This is a genomic window from Lactobacillus helveticus, assembly GCF_046109915.1.
GTDB lineage: Bacteria > Bacillota > Bacilli > Lactobacillales > Lactobacillaceae > Lactobacillus > Lactobacillus helveticus.
In genome coordinates, this window is sequence record NZ_CP151471.1 from 2,052,662 (window position 1) to 2,077,483 (window position 24,822).

Annotated in this window: 20 protein-coding genes and 2 pseudogenes; 17 read left to right on the top strand and 5 right to left on the bottom strand. The window is 36.3% G+C overall.

The genetic code is table 11. From position 1 onward, the window contains the following. Nucleotides 1–10: 10 nt before the first annotated feature. On the bottom strand, nt 11–1,189 hold the full coding sequence (locus AADV52_RS10480; protein WP_040457022.1) for an IS256 family transposase: 1,179 nt from the start codon (nt 1,187–1,189) through the stop codon (nt 11–13). Between the two features lie 383 nt (nt 1,190–1,572). Here AADV52_RS10480 and AADV52_RS10485 point away from each other — a divergent pair, with 383 nt between their 5' ends. Beyond that, complete coding sequence (locus AADV52_RS10485) at nt 1,573–2,979, top strand: ISLre2 family transposase (protein WP_126096224.1); 1,407 nt, start codon at nt 1,573–1,575, stop codon at nt 2,977–2,979. Nucleotides 2,980–3,206: 227 nt separating this feature from the next. Here AADV52_RS10485 and AADV52_RS10490 read toward each other — a convergent pair whose 3' ends face one another. Then, nucleotides 3,207–3,299 carry a putative holin-like toxin gene (locus AADV52_RS10490; RefSeq protein ID WP_023061469.1) on the bottom strand — a complete coding sequence of 31 codons (93 nt, stop codon included), beginning with the start codon at nt 3,297–3,299 and terminating at the stop codon, nt 3,207–3,209. A 297-nt stretch (nt 3,300–3,596) separates the two neighbouring features. Between AADV52_RS10490 and AADV52_RS10495 the strand changes: the two genes are divergently transcribed. Both AADV52_RS10495 and AADV52_RS10500 read left to right on the top strand, forming a co-directional pair. Beyond that, nucleotides 3,597–4,127 carry a hypothetical protein gene (locus tag AADV52_RS10495; protein ID WP_041808644.1) on the top strand — a complete coding sequence of 177 codons (531 nt, stop codon included), beginning with the start codon at nt 3,597–3,599 and terminating at the stop codon, nt 4,125–4,127. Between the two features lie 754 nt (nt 4,128–4,881). Continuing rightward, a complete protein-coding gene (locus AADV52_RS10500) occupies nt 4,882–5,316 on the top strand; it encodes a hypothetical protein (RefSeq protein ID WP_014918298.1) in 435 nt (144 codons plus the stop codon). Between the two features lie 418 nt (nt 5,317–5,734). On the opposite strand, the pseudogene AADV52_RS10505 reads toward AADV52_RS10500, so the two are convergent. Then, a pseudogene (locus AADV52_RS10505) lies at nt 5,735–6,533 on the bottom strand (IS982 family transposase). Nucleotides 6,534–6,637: 104 nt separating this feature from the next. Further along, nucleotides 6,638–8,173, bottom strand: a complete 1,536-nt coding sequence (locus tag AADV52_RS10510) for an FAD-dependent oxidoreductase (protein WP_014918300.1) — start codon at nt 8,171–8,173, stop codon at nt 6,638–6,640. Nucleotides 8,174–8,296: 123 nt separating this feature from the next. Between AADV52_RS10510 and AADV52_RS10515 the strand changes: the two genes are divergently transcribed. From AADV52_RS10515 to AADV52_RS10565, 11 genes are all read left to right on the top strand, one after another. After that, nucleotides 8,297–8,842, top strand: coding sequence for a LysR family transcriptional regulator (locus AADV52_RS10515; RefSeq protein ID WP_051001672.1), 546 nt, complete (start codon nt 8,297–8,299; stop codon nt 8,840–8,842). A 38-nt stretch (nt 8,843–8,880) separates the two neighbouring features. Continuing rightward, the gene (locus AADV52_RS10520; protein WP_051001673.1) at nt 8,881–9,183 is read left to right on the top strand and encodes a hypothetical protein; all 303 of its coding nucleotides are present in this window, start codon (nt 8,881–8,883) and stop codon (nt 9,181–9,183) included. 284 nt (nt 9,184–9,467) lie between these two features. Beyond that, nucleotides 9,468–9,974: an Abi family protein gene (locus tag AADV52_RS10525; RefSeq protein ID WP_157951896.1), complete on the top strand. Its 507-nt coding sequence runs from the start codon at nt 9,468–9,470 to the stop codon at nt 9,972–9,974. Further along, the gene (locus tag AADV52_RS10530) at nt 9,947–10,447 is read left to right on the top strand and encodes an Abi family protein (RefSeq protein WP_051001674.1); all 501 of its coding nucleotides are present in this window, start codon (nt 9,947–9,949) and stop codon (nt 10,445–10,447) included. Before AADV52_RS10525 ends, AADV52_RS10530 begins: the two co-directional genes overlap by 28 nt. A 25-nt stretch (nt 10,448–10,472) precedes the next feature. After that, entirely contained in the window at nt 10,473–10,616 is a 144-nt protein-coding gene (locus AADV52_RS10535) for a hypothetical protein (RefSeq protein ID WP_014918303.1), read from the top strand. Nucleotides 10,617–10,735: 119 nt separating this feature from the next. Next, nucleotides 10,736–10,885, top strand: coding sequence for a hypothetical protein (locus AADV52_RS10540; protein ID WP_157951893.1), 150 nt, complete (start codon nt 10,736–10,738; stop codon nt 10,883–10,885). Between the two features lie 413 nt (nt 10,886–11,298). After that, nucleotides 11,299–12,087, top strand: a complete 789-nt coding sequence (locus AADV52_RS10545; protein WP_227028478.1) for an Abi family protein — start codon at nt 11,299–11,301, stop codon at nt 12,085–12,087. Between the two features lie 208 nt (nt 12,088–12,295). After that, nucleotides 12,296–14,050, top strand: coding sequence for a glycoside hydrolase family 3 protein (locus tag AADV52_RS10550; protein ID WP_014918308.1), 1,755 nt, complete (start codon nt 12,296–12,298; stop codon nt 14,048–14,050). A gap of 220 nt (nt 14,051–14,270) precedes the next feature. Next, on the top strand, nt 14,271–19,274 hold the full coding sequence (locus AADV52_RS10555) for a S8 family serine peptidase (protein WP_014918309.1): 5,004 nt from the start codon (nt 14,271–14,273) through the stop codon (nt 19,272–19,274). 316 nt (nt 19,275–19,590) lie between these two features. Then, complete coding sequence (locus AADV52_RS10560) at nt 19,591–20,448, top strand: IS982-like element ISLhe7 family transposase (protein ID WP_107775415.1); 858 nt, start codon at nt 19,591–19,593, stop codon at nt 20,446–20,448. A 69-nt stretch (nt 20,449–20,517) separates the two neighbouring features. After that, on the top strand, nt 20,518–20,856 hold the full coding sequence (locus tag AADV52_RS10565) for a hypothetical protein (RefSeq protein ID WP_014918310.1): 339 nt from the start codon (nt 20,518–20,520) through the stop codon (nt 20,854–20,856). On the opposite strand, the pseudogene AADV52_RS10570 reads toward AADV52_RS10565, so the two are convergent. Continuing rightward, a pseudogene (locus AADV52_RS10570) lies at nt 20,853–21,904 on the bottom strand (IS30 family transposase). The gene AADV52_RS10565 and the pseudogene AADV52_RS10570 sit on opposite strands and share 4 nt — an antisense overlap. Before the next feature lie 78 nt (nt 21,905–21,982). Here AADV52_RS10570 and AADV52_RS10575 point away from each other — a divergent pair. The 3 genes from AADV52_RS10575 (at nt 21,983) to groL (ending at nt 24,794) form a co-directional block, all read left to right on the top strand. Beyond that, a complete protein-coding gene (locus AADV52_RS10575; RefSeq protein WP_080588384.1) occupies nt 21,983–22,591 on the top strand; it encodes a site-specific integrase in 609 nt (202 codons plus the stop codon). Between the two features lie 236 nt (nt 22,592–22,827). After that, nucleotides 22,828–23,112: a co-chaperone GroES gene (gene groES, locus AADV52_RS10580; protein ID WP_003627770.1), complete on the top strand. Its 285-nt coding sequence runs from the start codon at nt 22,828–22,830 to the stop codon at nt 23,110–23,112. Nucleotides 23,113–23,165: 53 nt separating this feature from the next. Continuing rightward, nucleotides 23,166–24,794 (top strand): chaperonin GroEL, encoded by a 1,629-nt coding sequence (gene groL / locus AADV52_RS10585; protein ID WP_014918312.1) that lies wholly within the window; start codon nt 23,166–23,168, stop codon nt 24,792–24,794. Nucleotides 24,795–24,822: the final 28 nt, after the last annotated feature.

Consider the following 24,822-nt stretch of genomic DNA (forward strand, 5'->3'; position numbering starts at 1 on the left):
TAATTTTTTCTTAGTCAAAGTAGGATTCCAATGTATCCTGCACTTGGCCGAAGCCTTTATGGATTCGGTTGAAGTAGCGATCATTGTAGCTTATTGCCTGAATGCCAATGAAAGTATCAAGCGACTGCTCGCTTGGAAACTCTGCTTTGGGCTTTGCCTTGCGTTTAACGACATTGTTAAAGGATTCAATCATGTTGGTGGAATAGATTGAGGGTCTGATCTGTTTGGGATAGTTGTAAAAGACCAATAGATCAGGCTCAATGTCTTTTAGATTCCTAATGACATGATTGTATGCCTTGTTCCATTTGTCATAGAATGCATGAAGAGTTTGTACAGCGGCTGTCTTGTTAGGCTGCCTATGAATCTGCTTGAAATCGTTCATGATTGTCTCACGATCGTCAACACGCACTTTATTGCAAATATTGCGCATGACATGAACCAGGCAGCGCTGAAAATGTGCTTTGGGATAAGTCTTTGCCAGAGCTGTTTTCATGCCGACAACACCGTCAGACAAGAAAAGCTCGACTTGCTTCAAACCCCGCGATCTCATGTTTTGAAGCATTTCAGTCCAAACTTCGACGTTTTCGCTGGGTGCTATGCAGTAGTCGATTACTTCTTTATGGCCATTGGGCCTGATGCCGATGGCAATATAGACGGCTTCACGCTCAAACGTTTCTCGGCACAGCGGAAGATACGTTGCGTCAAGATAAACGCAAAAGAACCTGTCGCTAAGCTTGCGTTTGTGATAGGCTTCAACCTTTGGAATCATTTGCTTGGAAATATTTGATACCTGAGCCGGACTGTAATGGCTGCCGTACATCTTTTCAATCAGATCGGCTATTTCTCTGGTAGTGACGCCTTTGGCATAAAGCTTGATAATCATGCTTTCCAGGACGTCCGAGTGCTGCTTGTAGTCAGGCAGAGTGTGCTGATGAAATTCGCCGTTTCTGTCTCTGGGAACCTGAATTTCGATCTGGCCAAACTGCGTATCAACCTTGCGATAATAGATGCCGTTTCTGGAATTGCCAGAGTTCCATCCGCTTTTTGCATAAGGATCATAGCCTAAAAAGGCAGTCAATTCAGCTTCAAGCAATTGATTAACTGCAGTTTGAATTTCCTTGCGCAAAAAATCATTAACTTTGTCTTGATTGAATAGTGCTTGAGCCATATTTTTGGTAAAATCATTCATGAAGGAGTTCTTCTTTCTGTATGTTGTTTTTTTGTTCAATCCAATCATACGAGAAAGGAACTCCTTTTTCTAATGTTTTCAGAAATTAATTTAAGGAATCATTCATCCTTACACAAACTATTTTACGGTCTCAACTTCCTAGTTATAAGTGGCTTTATAATGAGGGGTTTAGCAATGAGCAAATTGCTTCTTTTGAAGATTTTGTACATAAAAATTCTGCGGTCATATATAAATATGCTAGATTAGGCTAAGTGTATAATTTTTTGCGGTAAGTTGAATAATTAATTAAAAAAGCTCAAATCCTTTGAAATTGGACTTGAGCTCAAGCAAAAAGACCAGTAGTCTGATGTTAACGAAAAAAACACATTAGAAGCTGGTCTTTTATGGAATCTATTATAGCTGATATCGTAAAAATTATTAAGTCTGAAAATAATGTTATTGCCCGTGAAAAGGCATTAATGTGCTATTTCTTTGATCTGATTAGAGAATTGATGACAGCAGCACTAGAAGAAGTTGATGCTGGTCTAGTTGAAGAGACTAAAAAGCAAGGCTATCAGATCGAGAAGAAAAATAAGCGTTCAGTTGTGACTGCCTTTGGTGAAATCAGCTATTGGCGCAGAAGATATGCTTGTCCTGGCAAAAAGGCTAAATATCCACTGGATAAGCTGATGGGCTATGACAAATATAAGCGTTACAGTGTTTTGGCAGTGAAGGATATTTTGCAGGTTAGCGCCGTGGCAACTTACCGCAATACTGCTTTAGCTGTTAATACTCTCTCCTGTTTCAATATTAGCCATAGTCAAGTTGGCAAGCTGATTGTGCAAGCAGGCAAACAGATTAAAGCACAGCAGCAGTCTGAGGAAAGATACGATGGTATTGCTCAAAAGAAAAAGGTGCCAGTGCTTTATCTTGAAGGCGATGGCGTTGTGATTAAAGGCACCAAGAAGCGACTGGAATTTCATCGCTATCAAGTCTGCGAGGATATTATTAATTTAAGCAAGACACGCAGAAAGAGAGTACAGGCCAAAGAGTTTGTTTCTTTAAGCCGCTTGGATGCTTTGCAAAAAATTAAAGCTTATTTAGCCAATACCTATGACTTAAGCGATACTTTAATTATCAGTAATGCCGATGGCGGTGCTGGCTATGCCAAGAAAGACTTTGATGAAATAGTTGGCTATTGCCGGCAGCACGAACACTTCTTGGATGTCTTTCACTTGAATAAAAAGATCAAGGACCGTTTAGGCTTTATGCCGGCTATGCCAAGCAAATTGATCAGTGCAGTTGAGTTTAAATATGACCGTCACTTGACTGACGTGATTTTAGACACGATTGAAAGCAATCTGATTGATGAGCTGAATACGCCAGAAAATCATGAGAATTTAAGGCGCCTGCGCAGCTATCTTCATCGTCGCTGGGTGGATATTAAGCCATTCAAAATGCGTCATTTGTCAGTAATTAAGGCAATTGGCTGCTGTGAGAGCAATCACCGCAAGTATACTTATCGCGTCAAAGGGCAAGGAAAATACTGGTCAGAAGATGGTGCCGAAGGAATTCTGCGTGTGCTGACTTGCATTAAAAACAAAGAGCTGGAATACTGGCTTAGCAGTGAATTTGCAGGTGGGCAGCTCGATATTGTTGATCAGGAAGAATTGAAAGGTGCAGTTCGTGCCAGCCTAAGAAAGACGCATGAAGCTCATCTGGGCATTCATCACGGCGCCATTGAAAGCTTAACAGCAGGACATAGCTATTTAAACGATTTTAGCAGAAAAATAAATCAAATAAATATTTAAGAAATTAAGGTCAGACTAATGGCTAATAGCCTACCGCAAAAATATTGACACTTACCCAGATTAGGTGGAATTAATAATAACTAGTAAAATATGCTATAATTTAAGTAAAGAAAAAGGAGACCCGAAGGTCCCCCGTGCAGCCCGCTTTAAGAGCGGTGGCTAAGATTATTTTTTGCTATGAACGCTACTCAATAACTCTTCCAAAGTTATCAAATTGAGCGGCGTTTTTATTTTTTGTCGTGATGATCGATGTAAGTCAGCAAAGCCAACACAAACATCCCAAACAAAAGCATCAAAGAAATGCAATCGTAAACCGACATGGTTGAACCCTTTCTCTAGTGTATTGACCATAGGCCTCACCTCCGGGAGGTAAAACAACCACCGCTCATAAAACTTTCTGCGGAAATAATTATATCTAAATAAGTCTTCTCAAGGAAGACGAACAAGATAAAAAAAGAATCCAATTAACTTCAATCTCTTGCTAATTTAACCAAAAGATTCTAACTAATTGGATTTTTACACTGAAATAAAGTAAAGCTGTGAGTTAATTCAATTTTGATTATCGGTGCTAGTTTTTCACCTTAACAGCGTGCTATAATTTTGGCTAACTAAAGGGGATGATAAGAATGAAAAAGAAGAAAAATGAAACATTAAAAATTACTTGGATCATGACCGCTGTCTATTGGGTAGTCGGTTTATTGTGCATGTTTTGGGGCAAATTAGACCATGTATTTTCTGGTCAATTAAAAGATATTAACAATGGGTATGCACTGACTTTATTAATCGTTCTGATTTTGCCGCTGCTTTTTTCAATCTTATTATCCATGAAAGTAAAGCCGCCACGTCTAATTTGCAATCCACTAGTTACCGTAATCTATCTGTTAGTCGTAATTGCAGCAGGGATGGCATATAATTTTCAAAATATCATTGGTTACTTCTTCCCGATTATTCTCTTTGTTTTGATGGCATTTTTGGCAATCTTTTATGCCTCGTTTAAAACTTTCAGAAATAAGAAAAATGGTAAATATTATTTCATTGATGGTAAAGATAGAGAAGAATGCCGCAATTTTTGGGATGCATACAAGCAATATTATGCAATGGGATTAACCTCTGGCATTATTGAAGGGCTGTTGTCGGCAGTTTTTTAAATAATTAGTGTACCTTATAGGTAGAAAAACTCCGTTTACAATCATAATCGATAAAATTAGCACTCTTTTGTAAAAAGTGAGTTGGCTATTTTAGGATAAATTTAATTAATAAGAATCTTGATATAATAGGCTTTGTGCTTGTTGTGATGTTTTAAATTTAACTAGAATTATTGTTTTTAGGAGCAATATTAGGAGCAATATTTTTTAGTTGGAGCAAGCGAGTTAATCAAAGGTTTTTAATTATTAATCACGTGATATAATTAACGCTGTATTCTATATCATTATTCATTATCGAACGGGCTATCTTACGGGATAGCTCATTTTTTATGTTAAAATAAGCACGGGCTAGAGATGTGAGCGTCATCGACAACAGATAGACACTCAATAAATAAAACGGCATCCCTTTTAGGGATGCTTTTTGTTTATTCTTAAAACTTGCCGTCTATTCTTTGCTATGCTGAATTTAAATCTTGAACACGTGTAAATCCCATACTAAGGGGCTAATAAAAGCTTTTATATTGCCTTAAAATGATAATCAGAGTGAAACTGAGGTTTTTTGAGGCTGAAAGAGCTGCGGATTTTTTGGATATAGGTGGAGTTTTACTAGCGTAGATGCGTGAATTTATGTAAGGTTTTGTAAGGTTGAATTGTCCATTTCGTCATGCAATAAAAAAGAGCTTGCCTCGCTTTGCCGTAGGGTTTTGATAGGGTATTTTAAACTCTAAATATTTAAACGCACTGTAGGAGGGCTATCATGGCTGAAAATGCTGAAATACTACAAATTACTACAAAAGATTTCTTTGATAAGTATTTCGATGTCTTAATGTCCATAGCCGGACGCACTAATACCGAATTGCTTCCCGAAAATATATCTAGTTTTGAAATGTTGGATAACAGGTATCTACTAAAAATAAGACGTGCGGACATGTTGGTATATTGCACTGGTAAAGCTTTTAGCGATTGTCAGAATAAAACTAAGAAACCATATAAAACAATCTTGGTAGATTGCTATCTAAATGACATGACCAACCTTGAAGTAGCGAAAAAAGTTGGATATTCTCGTTCACGGTTCGGAACTTTGAAACAAGAAGCACTTGCTGAATTTACCCAACGTTTCAATTATTGGATTCAAAACCAAAAGTTCAGTCCATTGGTGCGAGCCAAAAAAGCAATATGCGAAAGTCGCTAGGGGTTAACTAAGGGTTTTCTAATGGCTAGTTGCCCGTTGTTCCGTTTTCCCGTTGTTGGCTTTCAGCTATGTACATGCTCTTAGAATTGCAATGTCAGCATCAATAAGACAAAACAAAAACGGCTGTAAGTTGATACAGTCGCTTTTTTAAATTAAACTAATTCGAATTAATTTTATTTAGATAGTCGGGCAAGTGAACGATTAAATCATTTAACGATATTTCTTGTTGATGCTGAATAAGATAATCAATAGCCTTTTCAAAGTCATACAGGGTGAAACCCTCTTTTAATCGTTGCTCAATTAATGGTCTTTGATTTGTTATAGGGTAGTGTTTGCTCGTTTTGCTATTTAGCATTTTGTGTAACTGGTCAACTTGATAATCAAGATTAAAGCCGTTATATGCATAATACGCGTGGTGCTAGTTAAATCGTTCTAGACAATAAGCTAGATTATAAGTCAGAATAGCAATTTCTAATCGTGCTTGAAAGCCAGTTAAACTGCACGCTCGATTGTTCTGCGAATAGCCATCAATTGACGATCATTGTGCTTTTTGACGCCAGCCATGTTTTTCCGATATGGCGTCCATTTGCTTTAATTGATCATGCAATCGTTTGCCTAAATAGCCCTCATCGCCAAGCAGATAGCGATTGGCTGGATGAGTATTTTTCATTAGTTCCACCGTTTCCTTGGCATCATGGACTGAGGCGCGGGTTACGGCATAATCAAGAACATAGCCGTCGTCGCTGACAATCGCATGAACTTTGAAACCATAATAGTAGATCTTTTTGGCTGCCTTATAGCCAATATTCGCAGAACCGCGAAAAATCCTTACGCGATAATTGCGAACCGGCTGACAAACTGGAACGGGAAAACTGTCAATAATCAAGAATTGTCCGCTTAAATCAACTTTTTGATTCATTTTTTGGCGTATCTGATAAATCAACTGGAGCAGCTGTCGAGAACGGCGGTTAAAACGCGAATGCGATAGACAGCCGAAGCATTCGCAGAACCTTCTTTGTGATTCGATTCCAGTCTTGGCCTGCCAGATAAGCAAAGCCAAGATTAAACTGTCCGTAGCTTTTACCTGGTTGATGTTTCGCCGTTGACTAAATTCAGCCGGAGCAGATAAACGATACCAGTACCGGCAAATTTTGACTAAATCTTTAAAACCAACTTGCGTTAGGATGACTAAAACGCTTAAGCTTAAGGCAGTTCAATCAGATCAGACTCTTTTCTATTGAATACTACAACTTGAGTCTAGTCCGATTGGACTTTTTTATTAACTAAAACGATTTAACTAGCACCACGCGTAATCTTATATCTAATTTTCTGCAGCATTAATGCCGGCTAAGCGTCCAAATGTTTGAGCATGACTAGCTGCCAAGCCTGGTACGCGATCATTGTATGATCCCCAGAAGAAGCCACCTGCGTCATTACCACCAGCATATAAGTGTTTGATAGGGTAATAGTCTTTATCAAGTACTTCCATCTTAGTATTGATTCTTAAACCATCAAAAGTACAAAGAATACGTCCACCCAAAATACAACCATAATATGGAGCCTTATCAATTGGAGTAATTCTGTATGGCTCTTTACCAAATTCATTGTCAGTATCTGCAACAACGGATTTATTATTGTTATCAATTGATTTCTTTAATACATCATATGGAATATGAAGCTTTTCAGCTAATTCTTTAATAGTATTAGCTTTCACAACTAAGCCATCTTTAATATGCATTTCGGTGTCTTTAATAAATGCTTCTTTATCTTTCATATAACCAGGGAAGCCGTAACGTGCGCAACCTAGCATATGCATATTTTCAAGATGATTACCATAATTATCATCCCAAATCATGGCATATAAGTAGCCTGGTTCTTTGCTTGCTGCATTAACGATGAATTGATAAGGAACTGATTCATTTGAGAATCTTTCTCCACGTAAGTTTACTTTTAAGAATGGATAAGAACCAATCCAGAGCCAATGATCATAAGTTGGAGTTTGATAATACATATCTTCAGTCTTGGTGCCAACAGGTACTAATCCACGATCGAAGATAGTTTCTGCAGGTTCTTCATCACGCATAGCACTAACATTTAAGGCTGAAGTAATACCTGCTCCGTTAGAACGTGGTGAATCATTATAGACATTTTTCTTTAATGCTAATGGATCCCATTTTTGAAGTAACTTCTTATTTGCTGAATAACCACCGGTTGCAATAATGACACCTTTAGATGCATCAATTTCGTAGAATTCATCTTTAACAAGATCCTTAACGATAGCTCCGGTAACTGTATCATCTTTCTTAATTAGCTTTACCAAGGAAGTTTGATAGCGCATGTCAATGCCGTGATCTTCTTGATATTTGACAAACCACTTACCATAAGAAACAAATGATTTATCATCAATAGTTGGGTCATTTTCAGTTGGAAAGCCTTGATATGCTTTGCTAGTTACCATTGCATCGGGTTCTGATTTTAAATGTGCTCCATTAGGCTTTAAAATGTTGTCTTCAAGCCAATTAACACTTTCAGCACTATGATCTGCCCAAGTGTTTAACAAACGTTCATCAACATTGTGTTGAGCAAAGGCTGCAAGAGATTCGACTAAATCCCTTTTATTTATTTCAGTGCCTGCACGTTTTTGAGCATTGCTACCCACACTAGCAATGCCAACACGCATTAGGTTAATTGTCTTTTCTTTTTCAATTAAAATTACGTTTGCACCTTTTTCTTTAGCAGCAGCGGCTGCCATCATACCAGCATTACCACCACCAACAACTAAGACATCGGTTTCTACAGTTTTAACTGGTTTAATATTATCAATATCATAACCGTCAACGTTCTTATATTCTGTCATAACTAGAACCTCCATTAGTCTGTTAATATAACAGCGCTTACATGTATTATAATAACATGGTAAATAAGCTATTCTTATCAAGTATCTTATTACTAATAAGCTTTTCTTTTCAGGAGAATAAAGATGAATTTAGATCATTTAGCGATATTCGTTGATTTAGCTGAAACTCTTAATTTTAGAAAAACTGCATACCGGAAAAATGTTTCTCAACCAGCAGTGTCACAAGCTATTACTTCTGTTGAGAATGAACTTGGTGTGCAATTATTTAAACGTTCTAGAAGTGGTGTCACTATTACTGCTAAAGGAAAAGAATTTTATGAAAATATCAAGCCCATGCTGAATACTTATCATAAATCTGTACAAGAAGTACGATTTACCGACAGTGGTCAAACGATGCTTACGATAGGATTAACCGGTTCACCTTATGAGACGATTTTTATTCCTCAATTTATTATGGAATTTCATGATAAATATTCTCACATCCAGATTTTTCTTCAGAATTATGATCATACTCAATTAAAGCGTCAGCTAGTAAATGGAGACTGTGATCTTGTTCTTACTACTAGGGATGATCTTGATAATAATTACAATCTAAACTATGTTTCAGTTATGCTTGGCTATTTTGTGTCAGTAGTTCCTCTAAATAATCCTTTATCATCTAAAAAATAATTTCTTTAGATGATTTAAAGGGAGAAAACATAATCTTATTGGATAACAATTGGTGTCCACCAGAACAACTACGTCTGCAAGAAATTATTAGAAAGGAACATAAAAATAAAAAGATTGCGTATGTCAATAATGTAGGTACCGCAAATATGATGGCGGAGTCGGGAATAGGTATTATCCTTTGTCCTAACTTTATTTGTGGTCCTAAAAATCAATATGTAGTTCCTATTAGAATCAAATATGAGGTTAATTTAAACTATGGAGTTGCATTCCTTAATGGAAATAAAAAATCAATTGTTTCTTCTTTTGCTGAATTGTTGAAGCGAAAGTTAAAAGGTATGTGATGTTGTATTTTTGTGAAATTCGATTAAGAACATATATTCCTTTATTGGATGGGATAAGGTATAATTATGTTACTGATTTCATATATAGTTGTTAGAATCATTTACGATCTTAGTTAATTGAATAAATTTAGTTGCTTTTAGTGACGTATTACTTTACACTAAGTGTAGAAATATCAATCCTTTCGCTTAATGGATACGTCCTATCGCGAAGGTTTTTTTATGCAAAAATTATGAGAGAACACAATATCCCCCTTAGATACATTGACCAGTTAGCATTATTTAAAATGAGAAATGTAACTGGTATTTCTTTGTCAATACATAATACTAGTGCTCTAGAAATTGACCGATTACATAAACAATTAACAACGATTAGTACGATTGGATATTATAGTTTGAAGAATTATTCTGTCCCGTATTTTAATAGGCCTAAAAATAGGTATGAGGACCTTTCATTTGATAAGTTGGTAGCTAAATATTATCGTGATAAGCATTTGAAACAGGCAGTATTGCATGCAATTGAAGATATTGAAACGACTTTAAATACTAAAATTGCCAGTGTACTTGGTAAAAAATACGGTGCATATGGATACTTAGACTTTAGACTATGGTGTCAGCGAAATATTAAAAATAAATTTTTACGTGGAAAATATATGAATAAGTTTGTTATTCAAAGAGAGCAAACTAATTTTTTGGAAACTTTACAGTACAGTATAAAAAATCTTATTCCAAAGATGTACAAGATTATCTACGTAATACTGATAGAATATATCCACCTATTTGGCTTGTTATGAATGAATTGACTTTAGGAACAAGTATACATTTATATAAATTGATGAATAAGAGTAATCAACGTGAAATCTCTGATTATTTTGATTGCAAAACAGATGAACTAGTTAGTTGGCTAGAAAGTATAAACTTAATTAGAAATATTTGCTGTCATAATGGAATTCTGGCAGATTTTAAACTTAGAACAAGAGCTAAAGTCCCTGCAAAATATAAAAGCAATAATAGTCTGGGAGATATACTAGTAAAATCGGATTCAGGTATTTACACTAATCGATTAGCATTTCAACTTTGTATTATCGTAAAGCTAATGGCGAAAATTAATAATAATTATCACTACTTGGATTTAAAAATCGCTGTAAATAAATTATTGGATGATTGTACTACACCAATGTATTATGGCTTTCAAAATAAATCTGTTATAAATAAATTGTTTATAGTAGATGCGCAAGACGTGAACCATTCTTTAATTGAATATTGAAAATTTATACTAGGAGATGTGAATCTTGCTTTCGCTTGATAAATTCATTGATGAAAAAGACCTGAAGTTTACCAAATCTCAAGTAACTAATGGTTTATACAAATATGGTCATATTACTAAAGAAGAGAAAGACTATTTAGATAAGATAGATGCTACAGCCTTTAGGTAGGGGATTAAATGAAAAATAAAGCTCTATATCCTGCAATTGTAAAAGAATATAACGATGATGGCCATTATTATGTTGTAACTTCACCAAATGTTTAAGGAATGATTGTTGAAGGCGATACATTGGATGAAGTTATTGAAGAAGCATCATATGATATTGCAGATTGGTTTGAAATTAAAGGAAAAATTGAAGATGCAGTTAACCCTTCTGCTTGGCATTTGGAAAAAGATGAGAAATTGATATATGTTCCCGTACAAGAGCGGCAAGCATAAATATAATTTTGCAAATCAAAAATTATATTAGAAACTAATATTGACACTTACCTATTGTTGTCAACTTGTTGCAAACATGTTTAAACCTGCGTATAATAATATTTGTAACAGATCAAGTTTAGAGGCACTAGGAGTAGGTTCTAAACTAAACAAAACCTTGGTATAATATTCTAGTTGAATATTATTATCAAGGTTTTTGTTTTTGGAGTTAATAATTGGAATTAACCGGTAGACCATTTAAAACATTAGATTAGCAAATAGATATACTCCGAGAAAAAGAAATGCTATTTGAAGATGAAGAATATGCTAAAACTGTATTGAGTAAAATAGGTTATTATACTTTGATTAATGGGTATAAAGAACTTTTTCTAGAAAAAACTGATTGAGGCGCTATAATTACTCCACATCAATATATCTCTGGAACTAAAATTGAAGATATAGTTTCTTTATATGATTTTGATAAAAAGTTAAGAGCCATTTTGTATAATGGACTTCTTTCTTATGAGACTACTTTAAGTGCAGAAATAGCATATAGATTCTCAGAAATGTACCCTGCAGCATATTCTTATTTGGACATTAATAATTTTAATCATGATAGTACTAATACCGTTCAAATCTTAAAAACTATAGGTTCTCTGACTACAAAGATAGAACAAGAAAGCCGAAAAAGAGGAAGTAATGCGATAAAACATTATATTAATTCTCATACTTGCATTCCGTTGTGGGTTTTAACAGAATTTATGACTTTTGGGGATCTAAATTACTTTTATCTTAATTGCAAAAATGACTTAAAAATAAAAATAGCTCGTGATTTTACTTTAAAGTATAAAAAAACTAATAATTTATCTCGTAGTAAAGCTATTATGCCTGGAGTTATTGAACATATAAATCATGCAAGCAATATGTTTAGAAATGCTGTCGCACATAATGAAAAAACTTATTCTAAGGTGATAAATCGTGGCCCTAATCTAAGTTCTGTACGAAATATCTTGAGGCAATCAGGTATAAGACTTAATGATCAGCCTGGTGTTTTTGAGTTGTTGTTGAGTCTTAAACTAGTATTGGATCAGTCGGAATATGTAAGTATAGCAAATGCTATGAAGAATTTATTGAAGAAAAGTAAAGAGCAATTTACCCCTGCTACATTCTCAAGTATTTTAAGTCATATGCACTTCCCCGAAACATATGAGTATTGGTTATAGTTGAAAATACTAGACAAAACAATGGAAGAGGACCAAGTCCTCTTTTTTTGTTTCAAATAAACACAATTTATCTGGTCTAAACCACTTTACAACCTTACTAAAAGCTTGTACACTAATAATATATAAAAAAGCGCTTACATCATTTTCAAACCCGATTATTCTTAAAATAATGAAAGTGCCTGATTGATAAGTAGTAAAGGAGAGCAAGATGAATTTATTTAAAAAAGCCGTTATTTCTACGGTCGCAGGTATGACTCTTGCAGGCTGCTTGGGCGGAATTACCTCTCAAGTTGACGCCGCAAAAGGTCATAAAACTCGTGTTACTAGAGTGACAGAAAAACAAATCAATAATTACATTAAGAAGGCTAGTCTCAAGCAAAAGATTGGTCAAATGTATGTTTCAAGAACACCGCAACAACCCGGTGTTGCTGAACATGATGCCTATAAATATAACTTAGGTGGTTTCATTGTATATGATGCTGACTTGCAAAATTATACGACCAACCAATTTAAGACTAAGATGGCAAGCTACCAAAATGCAGAGAGAATTCCTCTTTTAATCGGAATCGACCAAGAAGGTGGCCTTGTTTCTAGATTGACTCACAGTGGTTTGATTCCACAAAATGGTGATCAATTTAAGTTCCCACGTGATCAATATGAAAATGCGGAAAAGACTCAAAAGGGCAGTGGTATGAAAGCTGTAACCAAGTATGCTCATTATACTGCAACCTTATTGCGTAGCTTAGGCGTCAACTGGAATTATGCTCCAGATGCTGACTATAGTGACAATCCAAAATCATTTATTTATCAACGTGGTTTTGGTGGCGTAATGGGCAAGCAAAGTTATCAAGGTGAAGCAAATTATATTAGTCAAGTAATTCCTGCTTGGCAACATGATAATTTAATTGCGGCAACTTTGAAGCACTTCCCAGGCTACGGCGATGCTGCTGATACTCACACCGGTTTTGCACACACTGATAAATCAAAAGCTGATATTGAAAGCAAAGATATGTTGTCATTCAAAGCTGGTATTAAGGCTGGTGCTGATTCAGTCATGGTTACTCACGTAATTTATGACGATATTGACCCAGAGTATCCTGCTTCACTTTCTAAAAAGATAAACACCTTGTTGAGAAAAGATTGTAATTTCAAGGGCGTGATTGTTACTGATGCCCTTGAAATGGGTGCGATTAAAGATTTTGCTAAGCAACATGGCAATGCTCCAGTTGATGTTTTAGCAGTTAAGGCCGGTAATGACATGATCATGACGACTGACTATGCTACTGGTATTCCAGAAATTGCAGCTGCCGTTAAGAAGGGTGAAATTTCTAAGACTCAAATCAATAATTCCGTAAGAAGAATTTTGAACATGAAGAATAAACTTCACTTGTTGAAGCCTTCATCATTAAGTCTTAAGAAGCAAAACAAGAGAACCTTTACTCTTAAAGATGTTGCTTACAACAGAAAAGATAAAGCTGCTGTAATAGCTGGCACAGCTAAGAAGGGGACTCACCTTAGCCTTAAGAATACTGATACTAAGAAAGTTGTAAAGAAGATTAAGGTTGGTAAGAGTGGCAACTTCAAGATTACTTTGTCAGTTAAGGAAGATCCACAAAACTTTGCTTTAGTTGGCAAAGGATATGTCAGTGTAAATGTTCACGTTCAATCAGATAAGGTTGCATTCCCAGTTTTGAAGAAATTTACTTTGAACGCAGTAACTTACAATTCCGACCATAGAATTGCAACTATCTCTGGTAAGATTCCTGATGCTGGTGAAGAAGGATCATTGATAATGTCATTCCTTAACGCCGCAACTAATAATGCTGTTGGTTCAGCTGTTGTAGGTAAGGATGGTAACTTCTCATCAACTGTAAGAGTTCTTGATAAAGATCAGCAAATCAAGGTTGTTGCTCAGAATAATAAAGATTATGAAGCTCAAACAGTAACTGTTAAAGCAAAATAGTTTAAGCTTTTGAATTAAAAAATAGCATTCCTAGATTGAGTTCTAGGGATGCTATTTTTTGCATAAAATTAAACATTCTAAGACTTAAATTAAAAATATTAATTAAATTTGAAAAATATATTGAAAAATCGTAAAAATGTTGATAATATATTTTTAATTTATTGTTAATGAATAACGAGTAATAAAAATATATATTTTATAAAGATAAGGAGATGTAAGTATGAGAAATTCTACTGCGCCAAATGGCAATAGAAATTTTTCATTTGTCTTTAAGGCAAAAGGGAGATTAGAAGATATTGAAACACAAAAAAGGGCTAGAACAATCATTAATGTTCGTAAAAAATGGGTGGCTGCAGCAATTATTGCTCTTGCTTCAGGCTCCACTGTTTTTCTTAGTCAAAATACTGCTGAAGCAGCAACTAATGATCCTGGTGCTTCAGATGTTCAAGTTAAAGTAGTACAACAAGATCAAAAACAAGACCAAAACAGTACTGCTAACGCAGCTGTTTCAAATTCTGATTCTGCCAAGACACAGACTAATGCAACGGACCAGACACAAAATTCAACTGTGGTTTCTGGTGATTCCACGACTGCGAATTCTAAGACCTCACAGACTTCTAATGCACAAACTACAAGTACAACAACAAATAGTGTAGATCCAAACCAGGAACAACAACCTGCTAATCAAGCTGATCATGTTAAAGGAAATGTGCAGTCTGCATGGGATCAAGGATATAGGGGACAAGGAACAGTTGTTGCAGTCATCGATTCCGGTGCAGATCCAACTCATAAAGATTTTCAAACCATGCCAGAAGATCCTAAGCTGTCCAAGGATGATATGCAAGCTAAGATCGCCAAGCAAGGCTATGGTAAATATGTGAATGAAAAGTTCCCATATGTTTATAATTATGCCGATCGTGATAATGACTATATTACTTCGGATGACATCAATGCTAATGATTCTCCACACGGTCAACACGTTTCAGGAATCATTGCAGCTGATGGTAAGCCAGATGGAAATAAAGAATATGTCGTTGGTGTTGCTCCTGAAGCTCAATTGATGCAGCTGAGAGTTTTTGGACAATTTTCAGATGAAAAAACTGATGATGTGGCAAAAGCAATCTACGATGCTACCAATTTAGGTGCGGATGTCATCCAAATGTCATTAGGACAAGGTGTTGCCGATCAACAATTGACCAATATTGAGCAAAAAGCTGTTCAATATGCAATTGATCACGGTGTATTTGTATCAATTTCAGCATCTAATAACGGTAATTCAGCTTCAGTTGATAATCCAAGTAAAGTTAAAGATCAAGGATATCAATCTGGTAGCCAAGCTGGTAACTATGAACCTCTTAATTCAAGTACTGTAGCAAATCCTGGTGTGTCAAAGAACGCATTAACTGTTGCTGCAGAAACATCAGATACTGGTGATTTAAGCGATATGGCCTACTTCTCATCATGGGGCCCAGCTCAAGGCTATACTTTAAAGCCAGATTTATCAGCACCTGGATATCAAGTAGTTTCTACCGTTAATCATGATCAGTACCAAACAATGAGTGGTACTTCAATGGCTGGTCCATTTGCCGCAGCTAGTGCTGCCTTAGTAATTCAACGATTGAAGCAAACTAATCCTGAATTGAAGGGTGCACAATTAGTAGCTGCTGCTAAAGCAATGCTGATGAATACGGCTAAACCACAAACACAATTAGGCTATACAACACCTGTTTCACCAAGACGTCAAGGTGCAGGTCAAATTGATGTTGGTGCTGCTACGGCTACTCCAGTTTATGTAACTACTGATGACGGCACTAGTTCAGTATCACTTCATCAAGTTGGTGAAAGTACTAAATTTACGTTAACCTTCCATAATTTAACTGACCAAAGCCAAACTTATACTTTCGATGATTATGGTGGAGGTTACACTGAACAAAGAGATACAACCACCGGCGTTTTTCATGATGTTCAATTAGCTGGTGCTAGAGTAAATGGTGAACATAGCTTTACTTTAGCTCCTAAAGAAGAACGTCAAGTTAGCTATTCATTAGACTTGACCGGCTTAAAGAAGAACCAATTAGTTGAAGGGTTTTTACGCTTTACTAATGCCAATAATGCATCTACGGTTTCTGTTCCTTACTTAGCTTATTATGGGGACTTAACTAGTGAAAACGTCTTTGATCAAAATGCAAATGAGGAGCATCCAGATATCCAGGGTAATCGTTTAGTTAATGAACAAAACTATCCTCGTGGTATCGCGGATCAAGAATCATTGAAGGAACTTGTAAATGTTGATGGAAACTACAATTGGCAAGAAGTAGCCAAATTATATGAAAGTGGTAAAGTTGCTTTTTCACCAAATGATAATCAAAAGAGCGATTTGCTGAAGCCATATGTTTACTTGAAGCAAAATGTTAAAGATCTTAAGGTGGAAATCCTTGATGCACAAGGTAACGTGGTTAGAGTGGTTTCTGACGTTCAAGGCGTAGATAAATCTTACGATGAAGATGGTGTAACTAAAGATACTAGTTTATCAGTTTCAATGAGGGATAATCCTGACGCTCTTGAATGGGATGGTAAAGTTTATAACAGCAAAACAGGTAAAATGGAAACTGCCAAAGATGGCAATTACACCTACCATTTAGTTGCTACTCTTTGGAACAAAGGACCACATCAAGTTCAAACAGCTGATTTCCCAGTAGTAGTTGATACAGTTGCGCCAACATTATCAAATGTGAAATATGATGCTGCCTCACATACCTTGTCAGGTGAATACCAAGATGCTGGTGCAGGATTTACGAATTATTCATATGCAACGGTAACAGTTAATGATAAGGTCTTTGGCTATAAGTTGAGTGATGGTGGATCAGGCTTCGATAATGCAGAAAAGACTAAGGGACATTTTAGCTTTGTGTTAGGTCAAGATGCACTTTCTGCATTAACAGCTGCTGCAAACAAGGTGACCGTAGCCTTGAGTGATGTCGCTGATAATACTTCATTGGCTACTGTTAATGTTGCCGGTGACCATGATAGTGAGACTGGTGTAAGTGTTTGGAATGCTGTCAATGGTTTAGCCTTTGATCAAAAATCACCAAACTATGATGCAGCTACTAAGACTTACACATTAGTTGGTGGAGCTAACCATGACTTCTACTTAAATGGCAAGTTGGTCCAAGTACAAGATGGCAAATATCAAGTTCCAGTCAGTGTAAATACAACTAAGTTTGTGTTTAGTACTGATCCTGAAGGTCAACATGTTCTTAAGGATCTTTCAACTGTAACGGCTAAAGCATTCTTTAATTGGCAAAAGACTGATACATTTGATGGAAACTTTGGTGTAACTATTAGTTCAGTTAAAACTAATAATCCAAATGATACAGTTGTTCAAGCTGTTGTAACCAAAGGTAAAAATGTAAAGGCCTATGCAATGGATTACTTTACTGGGAAAGTTTATACCGGTGAAGTAAAAGACGGAATTGCAACGTTCCATGTTCATACTTCAATCAATAAAGATGCTACAACTGGTGTTTATAGGAGAGCATTACTAACAGGTTGGACTGAAGTGGATGGACCATCCTTTAATGATAAACAAGAAACATCTAGAGATGGTGTATCAAGTAGTAACCACCTAGGGGTTTTCTACTTTGCTGATGCAGCTAATCGCCCAGTTTATACAGATAGAAATGCCTTGGGAGTAGAAGCTAAAGATGAAGCTGCAAAGTTAGATTCATTTTGCCCAGGTGCATACCCAGGACACGCACCATCAGCTCTGACAACCAGAACGGATCCTAATCCAGATATTCATTTTGATTATATGAATGACAACGATACTACTCGTTTTGGTCAGAATGCCGTTACTCATGGATACTATGATCCTTCAACTCAGAAGTTTACGGTTACCGGTAAAGTTGATGACAATGTAGCATCTCTAACTGTATTAGGCGATAACTCAAATGAAAATGCTCCTGAAAACCAAGTTAAGTTAGGCAACGACGGTAAGTTTAGCTTTACGGTAACAGCTAACAGAACAGGTCAACGTCCAATTGCATATATTTACAAAACTAAAGATGGACAAAGAGTTCATGGTACCTTGAATCTTATTCTTGATACTGTTGCTCCTAGCTTGGAAGTAAATCAGGTTAATGGGGATGAATTAGAGCTTTGGACTAATAATCCAAAATTCACTCTGTCCGGAAAGGTAAATGATAATCTTGATGGATATAGGTTATTCGTTAATGGTAATAATATTTATCGAGAATTCCTAAACTCTGGTTATAATCAGGTTGCAGGATTGAATACGGATACTGAGTTTACTAATCCATATGGAGCTCATGATTTTGAAGAGGTTGAAAACTTAAATGACAATAATGATCAACCAACTACTCATGTCTTCACAGTTTATGTTGTAGACCAAGTTGGAAACAAGGTAGAAAAGAAATTAACTGTTCACTTTGATCCAAATTATGTCGCTCCAGAAGAAGTACCAAATACTGATACTTCAGATACTTCAAACAGTTCAAATACTTCAGATACTTTAGAGAATCCATCAAGTACTACCACTGTAGAAAACCCAGTTACTGATGTTTCTACGGTTCAACCTAAGGGTGAAACTTTAACTGGTAAGTCATTCAACTTATTACACGATGCTTATATCTACAACAAAGATGGTCAAGTCGTTTTAAGTACTGATACTAATAAGAGTAGCTTGCTTAAGAAAGGCCAAAGAATCACTGCATTAGACAATGGCAAAACTGTTGTAATCAATGGCGTGCAATACTATCGTGTCAGCGATAATCAGTTTGTGAAGGTAGCTAATACGATTTTACAAGCCGGTAAGAGATTGCAGTTAAAGCATAATGCACACCTTTATGATAAGAACGGTAAAGTTGTTAAAAGAAATGGCAAACCTGTCTTGTTAAGAAAGGGCAGATGGATCAGTGCTTTGAACAACGCCGATAAGTATGTAATCAATGGCAAGACCTTCTACAAGTTAGCTAATGGTGAATTTGTGAAGGTGACAAACACTAAACTTCAAAAGCCTAAAGCTTTGAAGCTTACACACAATGGATTTGTTTACGATGAAAATGGTAAGCGTGTAAAGAAGAGTAAAGTTTTAAAGAAAGGCCAAACGATTTTAGCAGAAAATAATGCAGAAAAATTCCATATCAAAGGTAAGGCTTACTATAAAGTTAATGGTCATTTTGTAAAAGTTGCAAATACTTTGTAGAAAATAAGAAATACTATAGTAATAGAAAAGAGAAATGTCAAAATCAACATTTCTCTTTTCTATTAATTGTTTTAGAACATGTATTCCCTTTTAAAACGAAATCAAGTATAATTGTGAGGTGTACCGATATATTTACATAAACTTCATCCAAGAAAGACGCTTTTAGTATATCAGGTTAAAGAAGTAGTACAGATCTTAAAAGAGAAATGTAATTTAAATACGCGTGGTGCTAGTTAAATCGTTTTAGTTAAATAAAAAGTCCAATCTTGTTAGACTCGACTTGTAAATAGTAATAATAGAAAAGAGTCTGACTAGATTGAACTGTCTTAAGCTTAAGCGTTTTTCTCATCATTTACAAGTTAGTTTTACTCGTTTAAACAATATTTGTCGTTCTTGGTATAAGCTGTATGCTCCGAACTCCCTTAAGCATCGCAGAAATACAGATCAGATCAAGCTATCTGATAGTTCCATCTTAGCTATGCTTATCTGGCAAGCGGAATTAGGGATTGAATCACAAAGAAGATTTTGCAGGTTCTTTGTAGGATTATCCCATTCCCGATTTAATCGCCGAGCTCGTCAACTTTTGCTTTTAATCTATCTGATTCGTCATACTTTGAACCAAGAAGTGGATCTTTCAGGTAAAATTCTGATTATTGATAGTTTCCCAGTTTCGGTCTGCCAACCTGTTCGTAATTATCGCGTCAAAATCTTTCATGATATTGCCGATATTGGTTATAAGGCGACTAAAAAAGTCTACTATTATGGGTTCAAGGTTCACGCAATAGTGAGCGATGATGGCTATCTGCTTGATTACGCAGTCACTAAAGCATCGGTGCATGATGCTAAAGAAACAGTAGAATTGATGAATAATACCCATCCTACTAATCATTATCTTTTAGGCGATGAAGGTTATTTAGGTAAGGATTTAGCCGCTAAACTAAAACACATGGGCTATGTGCTTTGGACACCGTATCGTAAAAATATGCAAGGTGCTAAAAAACATAACAATCATCAACTAATGGCGGTCAGACGGACAATTGAGAGTGACTTTGCTTTGCTTAGTTATTACAATGCCGAAAATAATCGCGCTAGAAGTCTAGCGGGTTTTCAAGAACGCCTAGAGGTTGCAGTGTTAGCTTATAATATGGCATATTGTCTAGAACGATTTAACTAGCACCACGCGTATTTTAATGATAAAAGTATAGATGCACAAGATAAAGCGGCAATTTTATCGATAATACTTATGAATTTATCTCGTGATCATATGATGCGTACTATTGAAACAATAGCCTTTAAAACTAATCAAGCCTTTCCCATTAAAACTAAACGTCCTCGTACAAATGCTAAATATCAAAATTTAAGTCCCAAATTTATTGATCCCAATCACTGGGAAAAATATGTAAACCAAGATATTTCTAAAAATAGCAAAGTTATTGCTGAAATTAAGAAAAACAATGAAAAGATAATTGATCAATATCTAAAAAATGCCCAAATGGATTTTAATGAGTTTACAGCAAATCCTAGAGAACAATTAAAAGATTTTGTCGCAAATTGCAATAATAAATTGAACACTTTTAGTTAAGCTGCTTGATAGATTAGATCTAATTCTCTTTCAAAGATTTCATCTGGTGTATGATAGGCCAGTATCTTTCTTGGCAAAGAATTGCACCAGGTTTCAATATTAATGATGTCTTGTAAAGAATAGTTAGCTATTGCTTCTCCTTTAGGAATGAATCTGCGAATAAGACCATTGTGTCTTTCAACTGTTCCCTTATCACAAGAAGTGTAAGGATGGGCATAGTAAACCAGTGTATTGGATGCTTTTTCTAGGTTGGAAAGATCTGCAAACTCTGAGCCATTATCAGTGGTAATGGTTTTAAAAATATCATTCCAATGTTCGCTGTATTGCCTTTGGAGTTCTTTAAAGGCCTGCATGACACTGACAGAAGTCTTGTCAGGAATACGAAGAATTAAAAACTCACGACTCATACGCTCAGATAAGGCTAGCAGCACCTCATCATCTTTGCTCTTATGTCCGAGAACTAAATCGCATTCCCAATGACCGAATTCATTACGTTTATTGATCTCTTTAGGACGTTCTTCAATGCTTCTGCCAAGTTTTTTCTTATTTTTGCGAATACGATGAAGCTTGGTATTGCGTTTAAGCTTCTCTGGCAAGTCGTAATTATGTATATCTAATAGACCTTGGTCGACATAATTGTAAAGAGTCTTAGTACAGACAACATCTCTGCTGCTAAATGCGCCAACAGCAGTGGCACGATTACTGCACACATCAAGCGACCAGCCGTCTTTAAAGAAATGCTTGTGTGGACATAGCGCATGAATTGAGTTTTCCTGAGAAAGTCTGATTTGCGCCCACAATTTTTACGATGAGCTTGATATGCATCATGCCCTTGAGTAGCCTTATATCTTTTGACTTTGCCATGATACAGTTCTACAGTACCGCGCTTAACCTCATAGCTGATAGTAGAAGGAGAACAGTTTAATTCACGGGCGATGGCACGCAAAGAATAGCCATCTTTCAAACGCAATTGAATAATAACTCTTTCCTCGAATGATAAATGCTTGCCTTTAATGTGCTGATTCATGGTAGAATGTAAAGAGTCCATTTTGACCTCGTTTCTAAATGTTGTGTGGTAACTACATTCTATCAAACAGGTCCGAATGGACTTTTTATTTTTTATCAAGTGTTCAATTTAATTTTACAATCAGCGTCTAAAAATGAGAATATTAAGATATATACATTCTTTCGCTTGCTTGCCTATAGTGGAATGCGCAAAGGTGAAGCATTAGCGCTTAAATGGTCAGATATTGACTTTACTAGTAATACTATTAGCATTAACAAAACGGTTTCTATTGGTAACAAGCATAGAGTAGTGGTCAACAATACCACGAAAACCAAAAGAAACAGAGCAATTTCTATGGATGCTAGAACGATGCAATTATTAAAAGAGTGGCGTTTTCAGCAAAGACAGGACTTGCTACGGCTAGGCTTTAATCCTTTTGATAAAGAGCAAGTAGTATTTCAAAACTTCGATAATGAGGTTGTGCGTCCAAATCTTGTAGCGGTGTGGAATAAAAGAATCTGCGATAAGAACGGGCTAAGACGTATCAAAATACACGGTTTTAGACATACTCACGCTTCTTTATTGTTTGATGCGGGTGTTCCTATGGAAGACGTAAAACAACGGTTAGGACATGCAAGCATTCAAACTACAATGGACATATACACTCACGTTACTAAGGACAAACAGGACAAAACGGCTCTGAGTTTTGCTCAATACATGGAAAACTAGGTCAAAAGTAGCAATATTCGGAACAATATTTTTTAGAAATGCTCTAAACGCTTGATACTGTAAGGCAAGAAATAAAATTAGCACTATTTGTAAAAAAGTGCTAATTTTTCTTGCTTTTTTTAATGAAACAGGGTATTATCATATTTGTAAGTTAGCACTTAAGAAATAAGAGTGCTAATCAATAACAAAAATATCAAAATTTCTAAAAGAAAAACTAATTATAAGGGGGATTAAACGTGTTACAACCAATCGGTGATCGTGTGATCGTAAAAGTTAAAGATGAAGAAGAAAAGACTGTTGGTGGTATTGTTTTAGCATCTAACGCTAAGAAGAAGCCAACTGAAGGTGAAGTTGTAGCCGTAGGTGAAGGTGCTTACGCATCAAACGGTGAAAAGATTCCTATGTCAGTTAAGAAAGGCGACGTAGTTCTCTACGATAGATACTCTGGCACCAACGTTGAATACGAAGGTGAAAAGTACTTAGTCCTTCATGAAAAAGACATTTTAGCAATTGCAAAATAATTGACGCAATTATTAGAAATTAAAATACGAGATTAAGGAGGCATAGATAACCTATGGCAAAAGATATTAAATTCTCAGAAAACGCAAGACGTTCACTTTTAAAGGGTGTTGATAAGTTAGCTGATACTGTTAAGACTACTATTGGTCCTAAGGGTAGAAACGTTGTTTTGGAACAAAGTTACGGTAACCCAGACATCACTAACGATGGTGTTACTATTGCTAAGTCAATTGAATTAAAAGACCGCTACGAAAACATGGGTGCTAAGTTAGTTGCCGAAGCAGCTCAAAAGACTAACGACATCGCAGGTGACGGTACTACTACTGCTACTGTTTTGACTCAAGCTATCGTTCGTGAAGGTATGAAGAACGTTACTGCTGGTGCTAACCCAGTTGGTATTCGTCGCGGTATTGAAAAGGCAACTAAGGCTGCTGTTGATGAACTTCACAAGATCAGCCACAAGGTTGAATCAAAGGATCAAATTGCTAACGTTGCTGCTGTTTCATCAGCTTCTAAAGAAGTTGGTGCTTTGATCGCTGATGCTATGGAAAAGGTTGGTCACGATGGTGTTATCACTATTGAAGACTCACGTGGTATCAACACTGAACTTTCAGTAGTTGAAGGTATGCAATTTGACCGTGGTTACTTATCACAATACATGGTAACTGACAACGACAAGATGGAAGCAGACCTTGATAATCCATACATCTTGATCACTGACAAGAAGATTTCAAACATTCAAGACATCTTGCCATTACTTCAAGAAATTGTTCAACAAGGCAAGTCATTGTTGATCATTGCTGACGATGTAACTGGTGAAGCTCTTCCAACTCTTGTTTTGAACAAGATCCGTGGTACTTTCAACGTTGTTGCTGTTAAGGCACCTGGCTTTGGTGACCGTCGTAAGGCTCAATTACAAGATATCGCTGCTTTAACTGGGGGCACTGTAATCACTGAAGACCTTGGCCTTGAACTTAAGGACACCAAGATTGATCAATTAGGTCAAGCTCGTCGTATCACTGTAACCAAGGACTCAACTACTATTGTTGACGGTGCTGGTTCAAAGGAAGCCATTGACGAACGTGTTGACACTATCAGAAAGCAAATTGAAGACTCAACTTCAGACTTCGACAAGAAGAAGTTGCAAGAACGTCTTGCTAAATTAACTGGTGGTGTAGCTGTTATCCACGTTGGTGCTGCTACTGAAACTGAACTTAAAGAACGTCGTTACAGAATTGAAGATGCCTTGAACTCAACTCGTGCTGCCGTTGACGAAGGTTACGTTGCTGGTGGTGGTACAGCTTTAGTAAATGTTGAAAAGGCTGTTCGTGAAGTTAAGGGTGAAACCACTGATGAACAAACTGGTATCAACATTGTTCTTAGAGCTTTGAGTGCACCAGTTCGTCAAATTGCTGAAAACGCTGGTAAAGATGGCTCAGTAATCTTAGACAAGCTTGAACACCAAGAAAACGAAATTGGTTACAACGCTGCTACTGACAAGTGGGAGAACATGGTTGATGCCGGTATTATCGACCCAACCAAAGTAACTCGTACCGCTTTACAAAACGCTGCTTCAATTGCTGCTCTTCTTCTTACTACTGAAGCTGTTGTTGCAGAAATTCCTGAACCAAAGCCAGCTGCTCCTCAAGGTGGTGCAGGTGCTGGTGCTCCAATGGGAATGTAATTGAAACAGTCCAACACTCTCACTCTAT